We start from the raw sequence: 19,745 nt of genomic DNA, 5'->3' as shown, positions 1-19,745 counted from the left end.
CTTCCTAGGTCATCGGAAAAGACGGCAATCTTGCCACCATCCAATCGCAAGCCCCGGCCCAGCCGGGGCTTTTTCTTTGCCCGCGTCCCAGCCGGACAAACTCTCGTGCCCAGCCGGCGCTAGGGGCGGGCACCAATCAACCGGGAGGGGCATATGCCGAACCGGACGACCTACGGGGCCACCATGAAGGACGAAATCATTGGCACTGCCGCTGGTGCTGTAGCGAAAGCTGCTCCACCTGTGACGGTTGCCGGCGCGGTCGCCGCAGGAGCGAACCTCGATCGCGTGGTGGTGGTTCTGACAATCATCTACCTGGTGGGCCAGATCAGCTACTTGGGCTGGCGCTGGGTTCGCGAGTGGCGGCAGAGGGCGCGAGCATGAAGGCCAAGATCATCGGTAGCAGCGCCGCCGCCGTCATCGCTCTGGCTGCGGCCGCGCTGGTAAAGCCATGGGAGGGCTACTCGCCGACTCCCTATGTCGACATGGTCGGCGTCGCCACCTACTGCTATGGCGATACCAGTCGCCCGGATAGGGCGGTCTACACCGAGCAGGAGTGCGCCGAGAAGTTGAACAGTCGGCTGGGCCAGTACCTGACCGGCATTCAGGCATGCATCCGCGTGCCACTGCAGCCCCACCAGGCTGCGGCGCTGCTCAGCTGGACCTACAACGTGGGCGTGGGCGCTGCCTGCCGTTCGACGCTGGTGGGCCGGATCAACGCGGGCCAGCCCGCCGCGGCTTGGTGCCCGGAGCTGGACCGCTGGGTCTACGCCGGTGGCAAGCGCGTGCAGGGCCTGGTGAACCGCCGAGCAGCCGAGCGCCGGATGTGCGAGGGCCGGTCGTGAAGCGCATCGCCATCGCAGTCGCCGTCTTTGTCCTGTGGTCCGGGGCCATGGTCGGCGTTGGTTGGGCCTGGCGCAGTGACCGGGCAGAGGGCAGGGAGGCCACCCAGCGCGCCGCCGGCGCCGAGGCGGTCGCCGCCCAGGTGAACCAGACCCGTGCCACCGAGCATGCCCAGGCCGAGACACTGGCCACCATTGGAGCAAAGCATGAAGAAGACCGAACTGCGGCCGCGACCGTCCCTGCTGCTGTGGTGGCTGACCTGCGCGCTGGTCGTCTCCAGTTGCGCGACGACCTCGCCACCTGCAGCACCAGCCTCTTGTCCCAAGCCGTCGCCGGCGCCGTCGAACGTGATGCGCACGCCGAACTACGAGCAGAGGTTGCGGGAGCTGCTGTTCAAATCGGCCGGGACGCCGACGACCACGTCCGAGCCAGCCAAGAAGTGATCGTGGCTGACCGGCAACCGGTGACGCAGTGAACCGCCGAGTGCTCGCGCTGGGTCGGCTGAAGACCGGTGAGATGAACAAGACCGAGGCTGCGTATGCCGAACGGCTGCGCGCGCTGCAGGCTGCGGGCGAGGTCCAATGGCACCGGTTCGAGGGCCTGAAACTGCGGCTGGCAGACAACACCTTCTACACGCCGGACTTTGCCGTCATGGCTGCCGACGGGGTCATGGAGTGCCACGAGGTGAAGGGCCACTGGCAGGACGATGCACGGGCCAAGATCAAGATCGCAGCGGTCATGTACCCGTTCCGCTTCATCGCAGTGAAGGTGAGGCCCAAGCGGGACGGCGGCGGCTGGGCAGTGGAGGAGTTCTAATGGTTGCGACAGTGCGTGCGGCAGTACGCATGCGGTGGTGGCTTCGTTGCTACCTCGCTGCAGTGATGTGGTTCGCCCGGGCAACCGGGATGGAGCCGGACTGGGACCGGGTGGACCGGTGGATACGTCGTGGCCTGGTGCTGCAAACAACAGGGGTTACTGATGAACGTTGCACGGATTGAGGCGCTGGCCACTGAGCTGGCCACCGAGCGGGCTGCGCGCGCTGCTGCCGATGCAGCCTTGGCTGCTCGCCTTGACTGCAGCACCGACGCGCGTATCGATCGCTTGATCGGGGCCATCGAGACACAGGGCGAGCAGATCGGCGAGTTGGCGATGCACAACGGGCTGCTGGTGCAGGCCGTGGCCCAGCTGCTGGGTGAGGAAGCCGGTGCACCGGTGCAAGACGAAGGTGCCGAGCCAGAGCGAGTCGACCTGGACGGGAAACCGTACTGATGGCTGCAGGTGCTACCCCGCGCCGCGGCAGGACCCGGCAGACCGGGGGCAGCGCCTTCGCCCACCTGTACGGCACGGCACGCTGGCAACGCACGCGCAAGGCACAGCTGGAGCGTGAGCCGCTGTGCAGCAGGTGCAAGGCCAGAGGCCACGTCACGGTCGCCACGGTGTGCAACCACACCAACGGCCACCCTGCCGGAGAGACGGAGGAGATGTTCTGGACAGGCCCCTTCGACAGCCAGTGTGCCAACTGCCATAGCAGCGACCAGGCGCGACTGGAGCGCGGCGCCGCGCAGGTTCGCGGGTGCGACAACGACGGTTGGCCGATAGGTCACTGACGGTTCCACGATCCGACGTTCCACGCCGAGGGGTAGGGGGGCGAATTTATGGCGCCGGCCGGCTCCTAGACCGTGCGCCCCCCCAAACACGCGTATCCACAATTCACGGGACGACCCCAAAAACGGGCCATCCCAGCCAAGAAAACCCGCATTTTCCCGAGGAATTCATGCCAAGGCCCCGACTGCCCGTCGCAAAGGCTGCGACAAGCGGCGCCGCCATCAAGAATCCGGGCCGGCATGCCGGGAGGAAGAGGCCAAAAGGTACGCGCGCCTTGGGCGAGCCGTTCAAAACCATGACAGCGGCCGAAAAGCGGGCGTGGAAGGAATTCGCTTCGGAGATGCCATGGCTCAATTCCAGCCATCGGGTGCTTCTCCGCCTGGCGTGCCTGTGGACGGCGCGGATGGAAGACCCAAAAGCCGAATTCGGCGTTTCAGCAACCCAGGCTCTCAGCTCGATCCTTTCGAAGCTGGGCGCCACACCTGTGGATGAATCGAAGGTCTCGCATGGCGGTGACGAAGACGACCAGGGCGAAGAGTTCTTCGGTGGCCCCAGCTCCGGCCGACCGCACTAAGGCATATGCACTGAGTGTGGTGGCTGGCCGGATCGTTGCCGGGCCCCATGTGCGCAACGCCTGCCGTCGCCACCTGCAGGATCTGATCGAAGGCCCCGAACGGGGCCTTTACTTTGACCACGAGGCTGCCGAGTACGCATTCCGATACTTCGAGAACGTGCTGATGCTCTCCGAGGGCCAGTTCGAGGGACGGAAGTTCGAGCTGCACCCCTCGCAGGCGTTCATCATCGGCTCGCTCTTCGGCTGGAAGGGTGCAGACGGCCTTCGCCGGTTCCGCCGCGCGTACATCGAGCAAGGCAAGGGCAACGGAAAGAGCCCACTGGCCGGCGGGCTGGGTCTGCTGGGCATGACTGCCGCAGGCGAAGCTGGCGCACAGATCTACTCAGCGGCGGCGAAGAAGGACCAGGCGGGCATCCTGTTCGCCGATGCGGTGAAGATGGTCAAGAAGTCGCCGCTCCTGGCCAAGCGAATCGAGTTCGCTGGCGGTGAGGGCCGGGAATTCAGCATGGCCCACCACGCCAGCGCGAGCTTCTTCCGCCCGGTTTCGCGCGATACGGGGCGCACCGGTTCCGGTCCCCGCCCGTTCTTCGTGCTGGTCGATGAGGTGCACGAGCTTCCCGACCGCCGAATCATCGAAATGCTGGAGCGCGGCTTCAAGTTCCGCCGCGAGCCGCTGCTCTTCATGATCACCAACTCCGGCAGCGACCGGACCTCGGTGTGTTGGGAGGAGCACGAGCATGCCGTCAAGGTCGCCGCCGGCCACACAGAGGCGGTGAACGATCCGACCTTCGTTGGTGACGTGATCGATGACCGCACCTTCAGCTACGTGTGCAGCTTGGACGACGGGGACGACCCGCTCGAGGATCCCAGCTGCTGGGCGAAGGCCAATCCCCTGTTGGGGGTAACTATCACCGAGCAGTACCTGGCGGACGTGGTGGCGCAAGCCAAGGCCATCCCCGGGTCACTGAACGGCATTCTTCGTCTGCACTTCTGTGTGTGGACCGATGCGGAGACCGCCTGGATGACGCGCCCAACGCTGGAACCGGCGCTGGCCGACTTCGACCCGCGCGTGCATGAGGGACGCAAGGTTTACCTCGGCCTCGACCTGTCGCAGGTTCGCGATATCACCGCGATGGCGGCGGTGGTGGAGACCGGCACAGTGCCGGTGGAGGTTGAAGTCGAGGGCGAGAAGCTCGTCATCGAGAAGCCCACATTCGACGCCTGGATTGAGGCTTGGACACCCGGCGACACGCTGGACGCGCGGCAGCTGCAGGACAAGCTGCCATACCGCACGTGGGTCAACGGTGGATACCTGCACGCGCCACAAGGGCAGGCCATCAACTTCCGGCACGTGGCCCAGGTCATGGCCGAGTACGACAACCGGTATGACGTGCAGCTGGTCGCGTACGACCGCTACGCGTTCCGCAGGTTCGAGGAAGAGGTCAACGACATTGGCTTGTCGGTGACCTTCGCCGAGCACCCGCAGGGCGGCTGCAAGAAGGGCAAGCCTTTGGAGGCCGCGGTCGAGGCCGCAGAGCAGTCGGGACAGCCAGCGCCCGAAGGCATGTGGATGCCCGGATCGCTACGCCTGCTGGAGGAGGCGCTGCTGGAAGGCCGCCTGCGCCTGCGCCGGAACCCCGTTCTGGTGTCCGCAATCATGTCCGCCGTCATCGAATCGGACCGCTGGGGCAACAGCTGGCTGTCGAAGGCCAGGTCGGCAAACAAGATCGACGCCGCCGTGGCCCTTTGCATGGCCATCGGTGCGGCACACGCCATGCCGCCGGACGCCGGCGGCATCGATGACTACCTGGAAAACGGGTTCTTTGGACTGATCGGATGACAACCTTTCGCTGGTACAACCCGCTGAGCTGGCGGTTCTTCGGGTACGACGACCCGGCAACGGGCAACTACGTCGAAGTCGACCTATCCACCGGTGGCCGCGGCACGAAGGCGGGTGTTCGGGTCACTCCCAAGAAGGCACTGACGGTCAGCATCGTCTGGTCCTGCGTCAAGGTCCTGTCCGAGTCGGCCGCGGGGCTGCCCTGGAAGCTGTATGAGGACAAGGGCGGCGTCCGAGCGCTGGTTAAGGGAAGCAGCCCTCAGCGCCGGCGACTCTTGCGCCTGCTCAGCAAGCCCAACCCCTACATCAAGTGGCTGGACCTGATCAAAGCGGTTGTGGTGAACATGGCTTTGCGCGGCAACGCCTTCATCATCATTCGACGCGATGACAGCGGCGAATGGATCGGCCTGATCCCCGTGGCGGTGGATAGCGTCCGCATCGACACCGACGACGGGCTGATCTACTGGGCAACGATCAACGGCAGTGAAACGCCGGTGTCGCCGCAGAACATGCTGCACTTCAAGTTGTTCAGCCCAGATGGCATCGCTGGCCTGTCGCCAGTTGAGTATCAAGCCGAAACAATCGGCCTGGCGCGCGCTGCGCAGGATTGGTCGGCCCGCTTCATGCGCAAGGGTGGCTTCACGGGCGGATACATCATCTATCCCGGCTTCCTGACCAAGGAGCAGCAGGCGCAGATCAAGGCGAAGTTGCCGGATATCCGGCAGGGCGACGTGGACGATCTGGGCAAGATGGCCATCCTGCAGGGCGGTCCGACGATCACGCCGGCCGGCCTGACGCAGAAAGACAGCCAGTTCATCGAATCGCAACAGTTCCAGGAAGAGGCGCTCGCCGGCATCTGGGGCGTTCCGCTCTATCTGACGAACCGCGCCCGGTCCACGTCGGTGCTGGGCTCCAATCTGGAGCAGCAGACCAGCGGCTTCGTCACCTTCGGCCTCAAGCCATACCTCGACGCGATCGAGAGCGAGATCAACGACAAGCTGTTCGCTGATGGCGACATGTTCGTGGAGGCCGTTGTAGAGGGCCTGCTACGCGCCGACAGCGGCGCCCGCTCCACCTACTACAAGACCGCCCTGGGCGGCTCTGGCGGCTCGGGGTGGATGACGATCAACGAGGTTCGGGTGAAAGAAAACCTGCCTGTGCTCGATGGCGAGCAATACAACCAGGTCACCCGGTGGACCAGCAACAAACCTGATTCCAGTAGCGACGACCCAACGGGAGATCCCGCCAATGCTTAGCAAGTACTCCTGCCCGTTCGAGGTCAAGGCGGCAGACGATGCCGGCAACTTCGAAGGCTATGCCTCGGTGTTCAACAACGTGGATCTCGGTGAGGACCTGATCCTGCCGGGCGCCTTCGTCAAGGTGAAGACGACCCGGACTGGTCGACTACGCCTGGCGCTGTACCACAACCTGACCCGTCTGATCGGCGATGCCCAGTTCAAGCAGGACGACAACGGCCTGCACCTGAAGGGCAAGGTCAACCTCAACGTCAGCTACGCCAAGGACGCCTACGAGCTGATGAAGGCCGGCACCTTGGACGAAATGTCAGTCGGCTTCAACACGTTGGAGGACGCGATCGAGAACCGCGAAGGGCGGCGGGTGCGCGTCATCAAGAAGGCCGAATTGTGGGAGGCATCGGTCGTCCCCTTCGGCATGAACCCGGAAGCACAGGTGATGAGCGTCAAGTCCGACGTTCGCGCCTTCGAATCGGCCCTGCGCGAACGCATGGGGCTGTCCCAGAAAGAGGCGGCGGCCGTCGCCTCGCTCGGCTTTCCCGCAATCCACCGAGACGGTGGCATTGGGGACACGGAGACCGTGAAGCAGCTGAAGCAACTCGGCACATCCATCGAATCCATTTTCAAAGGTATCAACCAATGAGCGAGAACATCAGCGATATCCGTGATGGCCTGGAAAAGCAGCTGAAGGACGGCTTTGCCGGCCTGCAGCAGAAGTACGACAGCGCCTCGGCCGAGATCGAAAAGGGCAACCAGGTCACCACCGATCTGAAGAAGCAGATCCAGACCGCCACCGATGAAATTCAGAAGGTGGTCGACAAGGTCCTGAAGCTGGAAGAAAAGGGCATCGGCCTGGGCAACCAGCCCGGCACGAAGAAGGGCTTCATCGACTTCATCAAGGGCAACGACGAGTACAAGTCGCTGATCGGCCGCGAGAAGTCTGCCGCTGAGATCGAGATCAAGAAGGACGAACTGGCGTCCATGCAGGAGACCAAGGCGGTCACCAGCGCAGGCATCGTCGTGCCGAATTTCGACCCGACGATCCAGCCGGGCATCCGTCAGGAACTGCGCATCCGCGACATGATCCCGTCGATCTCCGTCACCGGCCAGAGCTACACCTACTTCCGCGAGAAGCTGCATACCCGCGGCGCCGGCCCGGTCGGCGAAGGCGGGGCCAAGCCGCAGAGCAACGTTACCTTCGAGCAGAAGACTGATCTGGTGAAGAAGCTGGCGGTCTGGATCCCGGTCACCGACGAAGCGCTGGACGACGTGCCGCAGATGTACGGCTACCTGCAGCAGCTGCTGCGCTACGACCTGAAGCTGGAAGAAGAAGTCCAGATCCTGAAGGGCGACGGCCTGGGCAACAACCTGCCTGGCCTGATGACTGACGCCACGCTGTTCGATGCCGACCTTTCGAAGGCAAGCGACACCTCGATCGATACCGTCCGCCGCGCGATCTACCAGGTGCGCAAGCAGTCGAAGCTGTCGGCGGACGCCACGGTGATGACCGAGCTGGACTGGATGAACATCGAGCTGGAGAAGGACAGCCAGAACCGCTACCTGTTCGCCAACCTGCAGGGCTTCGTGACCCCGATCCTGTGGGGCCGGCCGGTGGTCGCCTCGGACAGCATGGACGAAGGCGACGGCACCACCACCGGTGGCGAGTTCCTGGTCGCCAACTTCCAGCGCGGCGCCACGATCTACGACCGCATGAGCTTCCTGTTCAAGGTCGGCCTGATCAACGACGACTTCGTGAAGAACCAGCGCGTGCTGCTGGTCGAAGAGCGCCTGGGCCTGGCCAAGCGCCGGGTCGAGGCATTCGTGAAGGGCCGCTTCAAGCCGCAGGCGTGATAGCGAGCTGATCCCGAACGAGGCCGGCAACGCGCCGGCCTCTCTCTTTCGATACGGAGCAGGAACATGAAGATCAAAGCTCAATGGGGCTTCCGCGGCGACGCCCCGAAGCTCAACGCCGAGTCCGCCGATGTGAAGGCTGGCGACGTGTTCGACGGTGTGGATCCGGAATACGGACACGCGCTGGTCGGCAAGGGCCTGGTGGTACAGGTCCACGAAGGTGCCGCACCCCAGGAGACGAAGCCGGCCAAGCCCAGCGAACTGAAGGCGGGCGAGGGCGACGGTGTGGGCGGAACTACCAGCACCGACGCAGTTCCAGGTGCAGGCGCACCGGTGGGCGATGGTGCTGCGTCCGGTGAAGCTGGCACGGCCGGCGCTGTTGCCGACGCCGTGGCCGGCAGCCCGGCAATCGATCCGGTCGGCGCTGATGAAAGGGCGCTCTTGATCCAGCAGCTGGAGGCCGCCGGCGTCGAGTTCGATCGCCGCTGGGGGGCTGCTCGCCTGGCAGCGGTGCTGGCCGAAGCCCAGAACAAGGATCCTGAGTAATGGCGATCACCCTCGACCTTGAGCTTGTCCGCGAACAGTGCCGCGTTGTCGATGAAATCAGCGACGCACTCCTGCAGACGTACATCGCCGCGGCGCTCGTGCACGTAGAGATGCATTGCGATCGCCGTCTGGTTGAGGGTGAACCGTCCAGCGAGGACGAGATGGCGCTAACGGCGGACGTGCATCAGGCGGTTCTGCTGATGGTCGGCAGCTGGGCGGAGAACCGCAGCGCCCTGGGTGAGCTGACCACTGAGATTGCCCTCGGTGTGTCACGACTGCTTTGGTACAGGAAGCGATTCTGATGGCTACTTCAGCAGGGCAGCGCCGTCACTTGATCCGCTTCGAGCGCTCAGTCGATGTCCGCGATCCGCTTGGCGGGCCGCCCAAGAAAGAATGGCAGTTTGTCGCCGAGGCGTGGGCAAAGAAGACGAACCAGCTCAGCGCGACGGCAGAGGCGATCGCTGCGGGGGCGGAGCGATACCGCGAGCAGGTCCGGTGGGACATGCTCCCGCGACATGTCGAGCCCACTTGGCGCATTGTCGAGCGGGGCAAGCCTTATGCGATCAAGAGCATTGCACCGAGCAACGACGGTAGTGAGATGGCGATCATCGCCGTAGCGGGGTTGGGCAATGGCTGAGCAAGTGTCAATTCAGGGGCTGGATGGCCTGTTGCGCTCGCTGCGGGAGGCCCCGAAGGCCATCCAAGGGAGGGCGGTGCAGGCCGGCATGCGCAAGGGCGGCAATGTCATCCGGGACGACGCCAGGCGCCGCGCACCGAAAGCGTCGGGGTTCATGGCCTCGCAGATCGTCACCCGCCGGGCCAACTCCAAGAGCCGACAGCGCGCAGGTGTAGGCCAAGGCGGCGAGTACTTCACCGTAGGCGTTAAGACGGGGCGCCGCCGCAAGTACGCCAACACCAAGCGCAATCAACGGCGTGGGCGGACCGGTAAAACCTATGTCGATAGAGGCTGGGCCTACTACTGGCGGTTCATAGAGTTCGGCACCAAGAACATGCGGGCGTCTCCGTTCCTCACGCCAGCAGGCGAGGCCAAGGGCCCGGAAGCGGCTCAAGTGGTCATCGATGAGACCTGGGCGGCGCTGGACAAGCAGCTGAAAAAGGATGGCTGGCGATGATGGTTCCTTTGATCCAATCCCTGCTGGAAGACGATGCGACCGTCCGGCAGCTGCTCGGCGACCCCGTCCGCCTGTTCCTGGGTAGCGCGCCTCAGAACACGCCGCTCCCCTACGCGACGTGGGAGGTGGTCAACGGCTCGCCAACCGCGATGCTGTCCGATCCGCCGCCGGCTGACGGCTGGCGGGTCCGCATGACCGTATGGGGCGAGGCCCTCAGCCAAGCCAACGGCGTTGCCGTCGCCATCCGCGATGTGGTGGAGCGCGTGGGCAGCATCGAGTCGTACAACCCGACGCCCGACAGCGACGGCACGGATTCGATAGGCATTTCATTCGACGTGCGGCTCCTGCAGCTGCGCTGATCCACACAACGGCAACCCTTCGGCCCCGCAAGGGGCCTTTTTCATGCCCGGCGACGGGCACAACGCAAGGAAACCCCTATGGGACAGGTAATCAAGTCGAAGCACTCCCAGTTGTTCGTCGCCACCGGTGCGGCCGAGGTCACCAAGGTGACCCGACTCCGCTCGGTTGGCTTCCCCGATGGCCAGGCGTCGGAGATCGATATCTCCGATTACGACGACGACTGGGATCAGTTCGTCGCCGGGCGCAAGCAGACCGGCAGCACCAGCATCGAGATCATCTACGACAGCGAAGATCACGAGAAGCTGGAAGATCTCCACAAGACCGGCGCTGTCGTGAACTGGCTGGTGACCGCGCCGAAGTCGGAAACTGAAGGAGCGGCGAAGCCGGTCGCAGTCGCCGGGAAGATCACCCCGCCAACTGACGTTCTGTCCAAGCAGTTCGACGGTTTCGTCCAGAACTTCGCGGTGACCAGCCAGGACAACGACGTCTGGAAGGCCACGATCACCATCCGCGGCTCAGGCGCAGTCACTACCCACCGGCCTTCGGTGGGCGGGTGACCCTCGCAACGGCGCTCTCTCTCGGCCCGCTTCGGCGGGCCATCTCTCTGATGGGGCGCGCGGATCCTCCGCGTGTTAGCCGTGCGCGGCCCGCGCGCCCTGTCGCCATTCAAGGAAACGGCCAATGAGCAAGACCAACGAAACCACCGATACCCAGCCGCAGCAGCCTGTGAGCATCCTGCAGTCGTTCACCGACCTGGGTATGTTCGCGTCCAAGGACGTGCATGCCGACACGATCACCCTGCCGAACGGCGACAAGGCGCGCTTCCATGTGCGCGAGCTGCCGGATGCGGAGTTCCGCAAGCTGTGGGGTGAGGGCGACCGCGCCAAGCTGATCGCGGCAACCATCTGCGACGAGGACGGCAAGCCGGTCATGAACGTGACGCAGGCCGCCCAGCTCAAGCCGCTGGTGGCCGCTGAGCTGCAGCGCGTGGCCATGAAGCACTCCGGTTTCGGCGACGACGCCGCGCAGGCGCAGGCCGACGCGGGAAACGGCTAAGGCAGCGTGGCGAGGACTGGTTCTGGAAGGTCCTCGCCGGTCACCTGCACCGGACGGTGTCGGACTTGCGGGCCACCATGTCGCGCCGCGAGTTCCTGGAATGGTGGGAGTTCCACAAGCAGAACCCCATCGACCCCGTGAGCCTGCACATCAAGCCCGCTGCCTTCGCCGCGTACATCACCGCCTCGCACAGCCAGGGCGGGACCAAGCGCTCCTTTCAGCACTACCTCGACGCCCTTGTGCCCCGGTCCGATGAGGACGAGGCGCAGGACTGGTTCGACGGACTGGGATGACCATGACCGACACCTTCGGGCGGTTCGCCGCTACACCCATTGGCCCGGTACTCGCTGCGCGAGATGGCGGGCTTACCCTGGCCACCACTGGCGCCACCACGCTCGCCAGTCACGCGCGTTCCGACTTCAGCCTTGATGCAGGGACGGTGGGCGTGGAGTTTGCCGTGTGGGGTGATGACGCCGTTGCAGCACTCGTAGGCTTCGCCACTGGCCCGGCAGCGCTGAACAAGGCGCTGGGTGCGGACCTCGCCAGCATCGGCTGGGACCTCGCCGCCGGGCGCCTGCTACAGGCGGGCGGTGCGATCGCCACTGGCCTGCCGGCGGCTACCCATGGCGACATTGTCGGGCTCCAGGTGGTCTTCGGGGCACCGCGCCAGATCCGGCTTTACCTCAACGGCGCGCAGATCCTGGTGCGCGAGCTGCAGCTGTCCGGGCCACTGTTCTTCGCCGCTTCGCTGGGCGCTTCGAAGGCGGGTGGTCTCTGTCTGGCTGTCAACGCCGGGCAGTGGGGGCCGCGAAGCGAGGCGGCGGCCGCTGGCTGGCGGTTGCCCACTGCATCCGTCAGCCCGACTCGGCTGGCCGACGTGGATTGGCTGTCCGCGCCCGGCGACAGCCCGGCCAATGCCCGTTACGAGGGGTTGGTGGCCGAGGGCGTCAACCTAATTCAGGAGCTGGCGTTCTGGCCGTGGGGCGGTGATCCGGTGTCCCAGGCAGCGGCCGCCGAGTGCGTCGTGGTGGATGCGGATGGTCTGCTGGACGGCATGGCTGGCACTGGTGCCTCTGGCAGTTCGGTGCAGATCCTCCTGGCCCCCGAGAGCGGGATGCGGGCCGACGCGGTCCCGGCTTTCCGATGCGCGATCGAGCAGATCGAGATCAACGACGACGGCACCAAGACGCTGCACCTGCGCGATGCGCACGACTACCTGGACGAGACGATCAACCGGGGTGTGTTCCTGCCGAATGTCGCGTCACTGGCATGGAAGCCACAGCCGGTGGTGATCGGCGCGGTGGCCAGCATCCCGGCCATGGGCGCCAATTCGGACGCAACATCGATGTTCGTCGCTGACAGCCGGGTCTACGTCAATGCGGTGATGGACCGCGGCGACTTGATGGAGATCAACACCTACAACGAGGCCCCGGACGGGCAACAGCTGCTGCTGAAGTCGCCACCGGTGACGCCGGTCGTGGTTGACGCCTCCAGCATCGGCGCGGGCATGATGCCGGCGCGGCTGGAGCAGGCGGTGGGTGATGTGATGGCCCGGTTGGGCCGAGCGGCGTGGTCGGCCAGCGACTGCGCGGTGATCGACCAAGCCACGGGCTACATGGGGATCGGTTACTACGCGGGCACAGCCATCACCGGCCGCGCGGCACTGAATTCGCTCCTGCCCAGCTACGGCGCCGGCTGCTATCAGGATCCTGCTGGCGTGTTGCGCTTTGTCCGCGTGACCGCGCCCGAGGCCCATGCCGGTGCGTTCGCCTTCGACCTGTCGGAGGATGATCTGGCGGCTGATCTGGTCATGGTGCCCGATGACGCTCCCAACCTTACCCGACGCATGGCCTACCGACCCAACGGCCAGGCGCTGGGCGCATCGGACCTGGTCACCGACGTTGTCGACGTGCCCCAGTCACGGCGCGATGAGCTGACCGGCCTCTACCGGGGGCAGGTGTATGGTGCTGGTCCGCTGCACGCCCACTACCAGCGGGCCGAGGCTGCGGACCCGGTCATCTCGTTGTTCTGGCACGCGGCCGATGCGCAGCAGGAGATTGAGCGCGTCCTGGCCATGTACCAGGTGCAGCGCCACTTCTACCAGCTCGCCGTCCGTGGTGATCAGGATCTGGCGCCGCTTCCCGGGCAGATCGGTCGGCTTACCTACGGTCGATACGGCCTCGAGGACGGCAAGCCGGTGCTGGTGCGTCGGGTAGAGCGCAACCCTGCCACGGGGGACGTGGTGCTGACGGTGTGGGGCTAAGCCCCCTCCCTGATCATGTCCTCCAGCTGGCTTGCCAGATAGGCAATGTCGACCGATGGGTTGTATAGCCCACTGGCCCACTGGGACGGTGGTGCGTTCGTCCGCAGCGAGAAGTTGGCGGATGCCTTCCTAACCGCTGGTTCGTAGAACGCGTCTTCCAGCCTGGTGAGCCGACGCTTGGAGCCATCGATCGTCCCTGTGGATGCGCGTTGCTTGAGGTGGGCTTTCAGCTCAATCAGGCGCTGCCGGTACTGATCGAGTTCATCCGCACTCAATGCTCGGTGGCGATCGCCTGCGTCAGCCAGTTCCTCAAACTCTGCATGCACTCGCTGCAGCTCGGCCAGCAAGCGCTGCGCCTCTTGGAGATTAAAAGTGTCCATTCAATTCGATCCTGAAAGCGGCCTCGTCCGTGTTGAAATCAGTGTGCGCGGAGGGGAGGCCGACGATCTCAACCGGCACTTGGCCTCCGGCGCGCTGCACACGCTGGAGTCTATTGCCGGATTGGATCAGGGACCTGTGAGACGACGGCTGATCGACTGCTTGGGGCGGCAGGTTCGGTCGCTGAAGCGAAACGAGGATGAAGTTCGCGCAGCGAAGAAGGCAGGGGCCCCGTGCTGATCGGATACGGCATGCCGGCCGTTGCGACGGTCACCCTCACGGGAGCCACGTGGCTCAGCGCGGATCAGGGCTCGGCACTCTTCGACGGCAAGCCCGGCAGGGCCTCGCGGATCCGGCGAACAAGCTCGCTGGCGATCACGATTACCCTGGCCGACGCTGTCGTCCCGGGGATCATCGCGGTTCTCGGCCTGAACATTCCGCCGGGCGTGCAGGTCAGCGCTGCCGGCGCGACCGGCACCACGGTGCGTCTGCCGGACGGCAGCGTCTGCGCCTGGTTGTTCCCGCAGGCCAGCACCCTGGTCTCGGTGGTGTCCGTGGAGATCGCCACCACCGCCACCAACGTGGACGTGGGCGAGATTGCGATCTTCCGGGCGGTGGACGTTGGTATCAAGGACGGTTGGGCCGTGGCCACGATCGACGCCAGTGTCCATGCCCGGACCAAGGGCGGCCAGGTCAACACGGTTCCCGGGGCGCTGTACCGCCGCCTGACTTGCACGCTGTCGGGCCGGTCCACGCCGGTTGTGCGCGGCAACGGCCTCGGCGGCATGGACTGGGAGACGATCGGGGCCGCGCTCTCGGGCCGGCGGCGCTCCTGTGTCGTGCCCCAGTACCGGGATATGGTCACGAAGGCGTTTGATCCGGCCCTGGCGGCGCGGTCCGCCCTCTATGGCTTCCCGACCCAGCTGCCCAGTGCCGAGAACATCAGCCGGCAGTACTTCTCGGGATACATGGAGTTTGAGGAAATCCCGGCCTGATTTTGTTGTGCAGGTTGCCCGCTGGCACAATCCCGATCTCAACGAGCAGGGAGCGGCAATGATTGAACACACGAGCAAAGTCGATGTACCGGAGGGGGATCCCCGGCCAGAAAAGCTGCCAGCCAAGGCTGGATCTGGGCTGGAGGACGTGGGCCGATTGATGGTGCTGCTGTCGCTGGTTGCAGGAGTGGTTGGCGTGTTCGCCTTTGGACGTGTGCCCCGCGTTACGTCGTGGGGCGGGGTTTCCCACGACTGGAACCTGCTCAACGTGTTCGCGGTGGTGCTGAGCACCGGGTGGGCGCTGGCCATGTCATGGGCCGTTTACCGACTGGGGACCGCCCTCTGCTGGCTTGAGCGTATCGGGAAGAAAGTCGAAGTTGAGTAGAGATCGGGCGCAAAGCCCGGAAAACCTGTAGCCCAAGGCCCGCCCAGTGCGGGCCTTTTTTATGGATGAAACCATGAGCCTGTACACCCTCACTGTCGACCTTCTGTTGAAGTCCGGATCGTTCGAGCGGGACAGCGGCAAAGCGGCCCGAGTAGTGCAACGGGACATGTCGAGCATTCAGTCGGCGATGTCTGAGGCAGCGCGACGTGGTGCCGATGACGTGGCGGCAGGGTTCCGTCGCGTGACGCTTGAGGCGGTCGGGATGGGCTCGGCTCTGGCGGCAGTCAAGGCGACAATCGGCCGGGCTGACGAATGGACCGGAATGAGCAACCGCATTCGCCTGGTCACCGCCTCGCAGGCCGAGTTTGTTGCGGCCCAGCAGGATGTGGTCCGGATCGCCAAAGCGACATATCAGCCGTTGGACGCCACCGCGAGTCTCTATCAGAACCTGGCAATGGTTCAGGATCGACTCGGCGTAACGGGCGCGCAGACAGCGCGGATCGTGGAGACGGTGAACAAGACGATTGCCATGTCGGGTAGTAGCGCAGCTGCGTCGGAGGGCGCGCTTACTCAGTTTGGCCAGGCCCTGGCGGCAGGTACGTTGCGCGCCGAAGAGTTCAACTCGATGGTCGATGGCGCATCCAAGCTGGTGCAGACCATTGAAGACGGAATGGGCATTGCCCGCGGCAGTCTCCGCAAGTTCGTGGTGGATGGCGGTGTCGCAGCCGATCAGATCGTCAACGCTCTGCTGAAAATGTCTGACGGCGTTGATGACTCGTTCGGGAAGATGCAAGTCCGTGTCTCGCAGTCGATCACCAACCTAAATACCAACCTGACTGAGATGATCGGCAGGGCAGATGAGGCAACGGGGGCTTCCCAAGCGCTTTCTGCGGGCATTGGGGCGCTTGCCAGCAACTTGGAAATGGTAGCGGTTGCTGGCGCTGCCGTGGCATCTGGCCCACTACTGAAGGCCCTACTGGCGCGGGTGGCTGCAGCTAACGCTGGAATGGCAGCAGATCGGGCCGCAGCCGCGCAGAACGTCGCCGCGGCGCAGCAGCTTGAGCTACGGACCCGCGCAGCAATGCTTGATGCTCAGGCGGAGGTGCGGCGCGCCGCTGCGATCGGCGGAAGCGTGTCTGTCAGTTCCAAGGCAGCTGCCGCGACCCTGGAGCATCGGCAGGCCGTCCTCCTGCTTGCTCAAGCACAAGGACAGGCCGCTGCCGCAAATGCCGGATGGGTGGCGCGCGCTGGAGCTTCGACGCTCGCGATGCTTGGAGGCCCGGCCGGTATCGTCACGATGCTGGCCACCGCCGCAGCCGGGTGGCTGATCTTCCGCGACAACACCGCGATAGCATCGGCCGCGCTGATCGATTTCGGTGGTGCAGCTGACACCGCCATCGAGAAGTTCAAGACCCTCAACGCCCAGATGCAGGCCGGTGAAATTCTGCGCCTGCAGAAGGAGATCGATGAGAACTATCGGACCATCACAGGCTCGATCACTGAGATGGTGGCGGCGGCGACGAACTTCGCTACAGCGAGCCAGGCATCCGAGTTCATTCAAGAAACCCAACGGCTCGATGCTGCCTTCAAGGCTGGAAAGATTGGCGCCGATGAATTCTCCAGCGGATTGGAGGCAGCATGGCGGGCGATGATTGCTGGCTCGCCCGCTGCCGCTACGGTGGCCAAGAGCCTCACGGAAGAGACCGCCGCCGCTGCGACTGCTGGTAGGGAGGTCGATCGCAAGCGGGCGATCTTGGATGCGTTCACTGGCAGCAGCACTCAGGCGAAGGGTGCCACCGACGCGCTGTCGGGCTCCTTCAATGCACTGGGGGACTCGGCCGGCGCTGCTGGTAAGCGGATCGCGTCGGCGATGCAGTCGCTGCCTGGCCAGCTGGCGCGCGTTGGCAAGAGCGCGGCAGAGGTGGCAAAGCTGGACGTGGGCGACTGGTTCAAGGAGGCCCAAGCCAGCGGCGTCGACTTCTCCAAGCGCGACGACCCGAAGGTCAAGCAGTACCTTGAACAGGGCGCCCAGTACATCCGGCTCCAGACGGAGCTGGCCGCTGCGCAGAAGAACTTCACGGAGTCGCGCAAGGCGTCGGCAGCCGCAGAGCGTGCAGGTGCGAAGGATCGCGATGCCGATGCCGAGTCGATCAAGCGCTACCGGCGCCAAGCAGAGGAGGCAGCCGGGGCGATGAACGGCCCACTTGCCGAGGCCATGGCGAGGCACCTCAACAACATGGCTCAGTACAACGAGCTGCTGGAGAAGGGGGCCATCGCCCAGGCTGACGCCAATGTACTGATGGGCGAGAGCGCGTTGGCGTATGCGAGGGTCGCTTCTGAAATCGAGAAGGCCCTGGCCAGCCCCGAGGCGCTCCTTGCGACGATGGATGCCGAGGTCGCCATGCTCGGCAAAGTCGGCCGTGCGCGCGAGCTGTCGCGGCGCGAAATGATGAACGAGCGGGACATGCGGCAGGAGCTGCAGAAGGCGGTGGAGGCCGCTGGCGGCAAGGAGGCGCTGGCGCTATCCAAGGGGGCGGCGAGCTACGAGCAGTACGAGCAGTCCATGCTGGCCGCGGCGCGGGCATCGGCAGACCTGTCCATGCGCGCTGAGGAGGCAGCGGCCAACGTCGAGGCATGGGCTGCGATCGTGGTGGGCGGGGTGAGCGATGTGGCCGATGCCATGGCCGACTTTGTTGCCGGGGGCATGCGCGACTTCGACAACCTGTGGGACGACCTGAAGGACGCGGCCAAGCGGGGCCTGCGCGATCTGGCCCGCGAGTTCCTGCAGCAGAAGCTGGTGATCCCGATCCAGACGCAGATCCTCAATGGGGTGAACGGGCAGGGCGGTGGCTTGAACCTGCAGAGTCTGATGGGGTTGTTCGGCGGCAATGGCTCTGCGGCCGGCGGCCAGAATGTGAGTACGGTGGCCGGCCTGCTCTCCAAGGGGCAGGGCCTGTTCGGCTTCGGTCGTTCGGCAGGTGCCGCGGCGGGAACCCTGACAGGCTTCGGCGACGTGACCAGCATGGCCGGGATGACCGGTTCCAGCTTCTCGGGGCTGATTGGCGGCGGGAGCGCCGGCGCTGGTGCTGGTGCTGGTGCTGGAGCTGGTGCTGCCGGCTCGGCGGCTGCGGCGGTGCCGATCATCGGCTGGATCGTGGCCGGCATGATGAAGAACGCCCAGCTGTTCGATCAAGGCTGGAACATCGCCAATGGGGAGAGCTGGGCCGGCAAGATCGCAACCGCTGGGGCTGTCGGCTTGGCCGACAAGGGGTTCCGTGCCTTGGGCTTCAACGACAAGGTCGCTTCGATCCTGTCTGGCTCCAGCATCCACGCCAAGCTGTTCGGTCGACAGGCGCCCAAGGTCACAGGCCAAGGCATCACCGGCAGCTATGGATTCGGCGGCTTCGACGGCCAGAGCTATGCGGATATCAAGGCCAAGGGCGGCCTGTTCCGCAGCGACAAGAAGTGGACGCAGTTCGGCGCGCTAGATCCGGGCATCGATCGCACGTTCGATATGGCGGCGCGGCAGGTGCGTGGCGCGGCGACCGATCTGGCCAAGCAGTTGGGTGTGGACCTGACCCACAAGCTCGGCAGCTTGCGGGTAGACCTGGGCAAGCTCCAGTTGTCGGCGGACTCCACCGAGGCCAAGGCGCAGCTGGAGGCTTACCTCGCCGATATGACCAATCGGTTGTATACCGAGGCGGTCAAGGCGGCGGGGTTCGGTGGCCAGCTCGACGGCTACTTCGAGTCGGCGGACGTGTTCACCGCGCTCAGTGCGTCGATCGCGCTGGCCGTGGGCAATGCCGATGAGCTGGGCCGAGCACTCAACGGGCTGGAAGTCGACAAGGTCAACAAGGCGGTCGACTACTTCCAGGACCTGGCCGGCGTCGCCGGCACGGACTTGGCCACCCAGGTGCAGAAGGTGACCGGGCTACTCGGCAACTACGCAAGCCTCATGGCCGACGTGAGCACCCAGCTGATGACGGCCAACCTGACGCAGTACCAGTCGCAGGCGCTGTCGATCGAACGCACCTACCGCCAGCAGGTGAAGTCGGCCAATGACTACGCCAAGGCGCTGGGCTTGTCCGGCGCCCGTGCGGAGGACCTGGCCAAGATCGAGGCGCTGCGTGCCACCAACATGGGCAAGCTGCAGGCGCAGATCGACAAGGACAAGAAGGCCATGCAGTACGGCCTGTCGATCAGCGATCTTTCGCCGCTGACGGACCAGGAGAAGCTGGGCGAGGCGATGAAGGAGCTGGAGCGGGCGGTGTCCGGAGGCGACACCAGCGCCGCACAGGCGGCCGCTCAGGCCGCGCTGGGCTTTGGTCGGAACCTCTACGCCAGCGGGCAGGACTACAACAGCCTATACGGCCGCGTGACCGGCCTGATCGACGGCATGAAGGTCGGTGACCTCGACCAGCAAGACGGCACCAGCATGGGGGCGCTGGCAGACGCCATCGAGGCGTTGCCGGACAACTTCAGCCGGGCCGTGTTCGACCTGGTCGTGAACAACGACGCTCAGACGCAAACCACCGCCGCCGTACAGCAGAGCAACGCTCTGCTCGCCGAGCAGAACCAGCTGCTCCGCCAACTCGTGTCTACCACCACCCAGGGCGTACGCAACGCCAGCAGTTCAGCGCTGCGCGAAGCACTCAACGCGAGGTAA

24 protein-coding genes are annotated in these 19,745 nt (G+C 65.0%); 23 read left to right on the top strand and 1 reads right to left on the bottom strand.

Going from position 1 to position 19,745, the window contains the following annotated elements:
- Positions 1–183 precede the first annotated feature (183 nt).
- From ACZK45_RS17055 to ACZK45_RS16965, 19 genes are all read left to right on the top strand, one after another.
- Positions 184–381 carry a hypothetical protein gene (locus ACZK45_RS17055; RefSeq protein ID WP_032954460.1) on the top strand — a complete coding sequence of 66 codons (198 nt, stop codon included), beginning with the start codon at positions 184–186 and terminating at the stop codon, positions 379–381.
- Positions 378–842 carry a lysozyme gene (locus tag ACZK45_RS17050; RefSeq protein ID WP_164171517.1) on the top strand — a complete coding sequence of 155 codons (465 nt, stop codon included), beginning with the start codon at positions 378–380 and terminating at the stop codon, positions 840–842. Before ACZK45_RS17055 ends, ACZK45_RS17050 begins: the two co-directional genes overlap by 4 nt.
- Positions 839–1,315: a lysis system spanin subunit gene (locus ACZK45_RS17045; protein ID WP_478444968.1), complete on the top strand. Its 477-nt coding sequence runs from the start codon at positions 839–841 to the stop codon at positions 1,313–1,315. Before ACZK45_RS17050 ends, ACZK45_RS17045 begins: the two co-directional genes overlap by 4 nt.
- A 41-nt stretch (positions 1,316–1,356) precedes the next feature.
- Positions 1,357–1,656 carry a DUF1064 domain-containing protein gene (locus tag ACZK45_RS17040; protein WP_201118933.1) on the top strand — a complete coding sequence of 100 codons (300 nt, stop codon included), beginning with the start codon at positions 1,357–1,359 and terminating at the stop codon, positions 1,654–1,656.
- Between the two features lie 162 nt (positions 1,657–1,818).
- Positions 1,819–2,109 carry a hypothetical protein gene (locus tag ACZK45_RS17035; RefSeq protein WP_478444967.1) on the top strand — a complete coding sequence of 97 codons (291 nt, stop codon included), beginning with the start codon at positions 1,819–1,821 and terminating at the stop codon, positions 2,107–2,109.
- Positions 2,110–2,719: 610 nt separating this feature from the next.
- Entirely contained in the window at positions 2,720–3,019 is a 300-nt protein-coding gene (locus ACZK45_RS17030) for a hypothetical protein (protein ID WP_239503577.1), read from the top strand.
- A complete protein-coding gene (locus tag ACZK45_RS17025; protein WP_478444966.1) occupies positions 2,952–4,859 on the top strand; it encodes a terminase large subunit in 1,908 nt (635 codons plus the stop codon). Before ACZK45_RS17030 ends, ACZK45_RS17025 begins: the two co-directional genes overlap by 68 nt.
- Entirely contained in the window at positions 4,856–6,115 is a 1,260-nt protein-coding gene (locus ACZK45_RS17020) for a phage portal protein (RefSeq protein ID WP_285308866.1), read from the top strand. The genes ACZK45_RS17025 and ACZK45_RS17020 overlap by 4 nt, the downstream gene beginning before the upstream one ends.
- Positions 6,108–6,755: an HK97 family phage prohead protease gene (locus ACZK45_RS17015; RefSeq protein WP_478444965.1), complete on the top strand. Its 648-nt coding sequence runs from the start codon at positions 6,108–6,110 to the stop codon at positions 6,753–6,755. Before ACZK45_RS17020 ends, ACZK45_RS17015 begins: the two co-directional genes overlap by 8 nt.
- Positions 6,752–7,963: a phage major capsid protein gene (locus ACZK45_RS17010; protein ID WP_478444964.1), complete on the top strand. Its 1,212-nt coding sequence runs from the start codon at positions 6,752–6,754 to the stop codon at positions 7,961–7,963. Before ACZK45_RS17015 ends, ACZK45_RS17010 begins: the two co-directional genes overlap by 4 nt.
- A gap of 66 nt (positions 7,964–8,029) precedes the next feature.
- Positions 8,030–8,509, top strand: coding sequence for a hypothetical protein (locus tag ACZK45_RS17005; protein WP_065179723.1), 480 nt, complete (start codon positions 8,030–8,032; stop codon positions 8,507–8,509).
- Positions 8,509–8,811: a head-tail connector protein gene (locus tag ACZK45_RS17000; RefSeq protein WP_065179724.1), complete on the top strand. Its 303-nt coding sequence runs from the start codon at positions 8,509–8,511 to the stop codon at positions 8,809–8,811. Before ACZK45_RS17005 ends, ACZK45_RS17000 begins: the two co-directional genes overlap by 1 nt.
- Positions 8,811–9,146, top strand: a complete 336-nt coding sequence (locus ACZK45_RS16995) for a phage head completion protein (protein ID WP_164136024.1) — start codon at positions 8,811–8,813, stop codon at positions 9,144–9,146. Before ACZK45_RS17000 ends, ACZK45_RS16995 begins: the two co-directional genes overlap by 1 nt.
- Complete coding sequence (locus tag ACZK45_RS16990; RefSeq protein ID WP_478444963.1) at positions 9,139–9,642, top strand: HK97-gp10 family putative phage morphogenesis protein; 504 nt, start codon at positions 9,139–9,141, stop codon at positions 9,640–9,642. Before ACZK45_RS16995 ends, ACZK45_RS16990 begins: the two co-directional genes overlap by 8 nt.
- Positions 9,639–10,001 (top strand): tail completion protein gp17, encoded by a 363-nt coding sequence (gene gp17, locus ACZK45_RS16985; RefSeq protein ID WP_478444962.1) that lies wholly within the window; start codon positions 9,639–9,641, stop codon positions 9,999–10,001. The genes ACZK45_RS16990 and gp17 overlap by 4 nt, the downstream gene beginning before the upstream one ends.
- A gap of 78 nt (positions 10,002–10,079) precedes the next feature.
- Positions 10,080–10,559: a phage tail tube protein gene (locus ACZK45_RS16980; RefSeq protein WP_164222462.1), complete on the top strand. Its 480-nt coding sequence runs from the start codon at positions 10,080–10,082 to the stop codon at positions 10,557–10,559.
- A gap of 124 nt (positions 10,560–10,683) precedes the next feature.
- Positions 10,684–11,058, top strand: coding sequence for a hypothetical protein (locus ACZK45_RS16975; RefSeq protein ID WP_065179729.1), 375 nt, complete (start codon positions 10,684–10,686; stop codon positions 11,056–11,058).
- A gap of 77 nt (positions 11,059–11,135) precedes the next feature.
- On the top strand, positions 11,136–11,351 hold the full coding sequence (locus ACZK45_RS16970; protein ID WP_478444961.1) for a hypothetical protein: 216 nt from the start codon (positions 11,136–11,138) through the stop codon (positions 11,349–11,351).
- A gap of 2 nt (positions 11,352–11,353) precedes the next feature.
- The gene (locus ACZK45_RS16965) at positions 11,354–13,321 is read left to right on the top strand and encodes a hypothetical protein (RefSeq protein ID WP_478444960.1); all 1,968 of its coding nucleotides are present in this window, start codon (positions 11,354–11,356) and stop codon (positions 13,319–13,321) included.
- On the opposite strand, the gene ACZK45_RS16960 is transcribed toward ACZK45_RS16965, so the two are convergent.
- The gene (locus ACZK45_RS16960) at positions 13,318–13,701 is read right to left on the bottom strand and encodes a hypothetical protein (protein ID WP_201118950.1); all 384 of its coding nucleotides are present in this window, start codon (positions 13,699–13,701) and stop codon (positions 13,318–13,320) included. The genes ACZK45_RS16965 and ACZK45_RS16960 overlap by 4 nt on opposite strands.
- Between ACZK45_RS16960 and ACZK45_RS16955 the strand changes: the two genes are divergently transcribed.
- The 4 genes from ACZK45_RS16955 (at position 13,694) to ACZK45_RS16940 (ending at position 19,745) form a co-directional block, all read left to right on the top strand.
- Complete coding sequence (locus tag ACZK45_RS16955; RefSeq protein WP_189719880.1) at positions 13,694–13,939, top strand: hypothetical protein; 246 nt, start codon at positions 13,694–13,696, stop codon at positions 13,937–13,939. The two genes, ACZK45_RS16960 and ACZK45_RS16955, sit on opposite strands and share 8 nt — an antisense overlap.
- Positions 13,933–14,694 carry a hypothetical protein gene (locus ACZK45_RS16950; protein ID WP_478444959.1) on the top strand — a complete coding sequence of 254 codons (762 nt, stop codon included), beginning with the start codon at positions 13,933–13,935 and terminating at the stop codon, positions 14,692–14,694. Before ACZK45_RS16955 ends, ACZK45_RS16950 begins: the two co-directional genes overlap by 7 nt.
- Before the next feature lie 7 nt (positions 14,695–14,701).
- Positions 14,702–15,079 carry a hypothetical protein gene (locus ACZK45_RS16945; RefSeq protein WP_107432117.1) on the top strand — a complete coding sequence of 126 codons (378 nt, stop codon included), beginning with the start codon at positions 14,702–14,704 and terminating at the stop codon, positions 15,077–15,079.
- Between the two features lie 73 nt (positions 15,080–15,152).
- Positions 15,153–19,745: a tape measure protein gene (locus ACZK45_RS16940; RefSeq protein ID WP_478444958.1), complete on the top strand. Its 4,593-nt coding sequence runs from the start codon at positions 15,153–15,155 to the stop codon at positions 19,743–19,745.

Source organism: Stenotrophomonas sp. 63632_Sma (genome assembly GCF_056482875.1).
The sequence above is the reverse complement of the archived record's forward strand: the minus strand, read 5'-3'. Positions and strand labels throughout refer to the sequence as shown.

Bases quoted from the DNA above. Each gene is read 5' to 3' on its own strand.
- ACZK45_RS17055 (WP_032954460.1), top strand. From the start codon at position 184: ATGAAGGACGAAATCATTGGCACTGCCGCTGGTGCTGTAGCGAAAGCT.
- ACZK45_RS16965 (WP_478444960.1), top strand. From the start codon at position 11,354: ATGACCGACACCTTCGGGCGGTTCGCCGCTACACCCATTGGCCCGGTA.
- ACZK45_RS17005 (WP_065179723.1), top strand. From the start codon at position 8,030: ATGAAGATCAAAGCTCAATGGGGCTTCCGCGGCGACGCCCCGAAGCTC.
- ACZK45_RS17015 (WP_478444965.1), top strand. From the start codon at position 6,108: ATGCTTAGCAAGTACTCCTGCCCGTTCGAGGTCAAGGCGGCAGACGAT.
- ACZK45_RS17010 (WP_478444964.1), top strand. From the start codon at position 6,752: ATGAGCGAGAACATCAGCGATATCCGTGATGGCCTGGAAAAGCAGCTG.
- gp17 (WP_478444962.1), top strand. From the start codon at position 9,639: ATGATGGTTCCTTTGATCCAATCCCTGCTGGAAGACGATGCGACCGTC.
- ACZK45_RS17035 (WP_478444967.1), top strand. From the start codon at position 1,819: ATGAACGTTGCACGGATTGAGGCGCTGGCCACTGAGCTGGCCACCGAG.
- ACZK45_RS17040 (WP_201118933.1), top strand. From the start codon at position 1,357: ATGAACAAGACCGAGGCTGCGTATGCCGAACGGCTGCGCGCGCTGCAG.
- ACZK45_RS16995 (WP_164136024.1), top strand. From the start codon at position 8,811: ATGGCTACTTCAGCAGGGCAGCGCCGTCACTTGATCCGCTTCGAGCGC.
- ACZK45_RS17050 (WP_164171517.1), top strand. From the start codon at position 378: ATGAAGGCCAAGATCATCGGTAGCAGCGCCGCCGCCGTCATCGCTCTG.
- ACZK45_RS17020 (WP_285308866.1), top strand. From the start codon at position 4,856: ATGACAACCTTTCGCTGGTACAACCCGCTGAGCTGGCGGTTCTTCGGG.
- ACZK45_RS16970 (WP_478444961.1), top strand. From the start codon at position 11,136: ATGTCGCGCCGCGAGTTCCTGGAATGGTGGGAGTTCCACAAGCAGAAC.
- ACZK45_RS16960 (WP_201118950.1), bottom strand. From the start codon at position 13,701: ATGGACACTTTTAATCTCCAAGAGGCGCAGCGCTTGCTGGCCGAGCTG.
- ACZK45_RS16980 (WP_164222462.1), top strand. From the start codon at position 10,080: ATGGGACAGGTAATCAAGTCGAAGCACTCCCAGTTGTTCGTCGCCACC.
- ACZK45_RS16940 (WP_478444958.1), top strand. From the start codon at position 15,153: ATGAGCCTGTACACCCTCACTGTCGACCTTCTGTTGAAGTCCGGATCG.
- ACZK45_RS16975 (WP_065179729.1), top strand. From the start codon at position 10,684: ATGAGCAAGACCAACGAAACCACCGATACCCAGCCGCAGCAGCCTGTG.
- ACZK45_RS16990 (WP_478444963.1), top strand. From the start codon at position 9,139: ATGGCTGAGCAAGTGTCAATTCAGGGGCTGGATGGCCTGTTGCGCTCG.
- ACZK45_RS17000 (WP_065179724.1), top strand. From the start codon at position 8,509: ATGGCGATCACCCTCGACCTTGAGCTTGTCCGCGAACAGTGCCGCGTT.
- ACZK45_RS17025 (WP_478444966.1), top strand. From the start codon at position 2,952: ATGGCGGTGACGAAGACGACCAGGGCGAAGAGTTCTTCGGTGGCCCCA.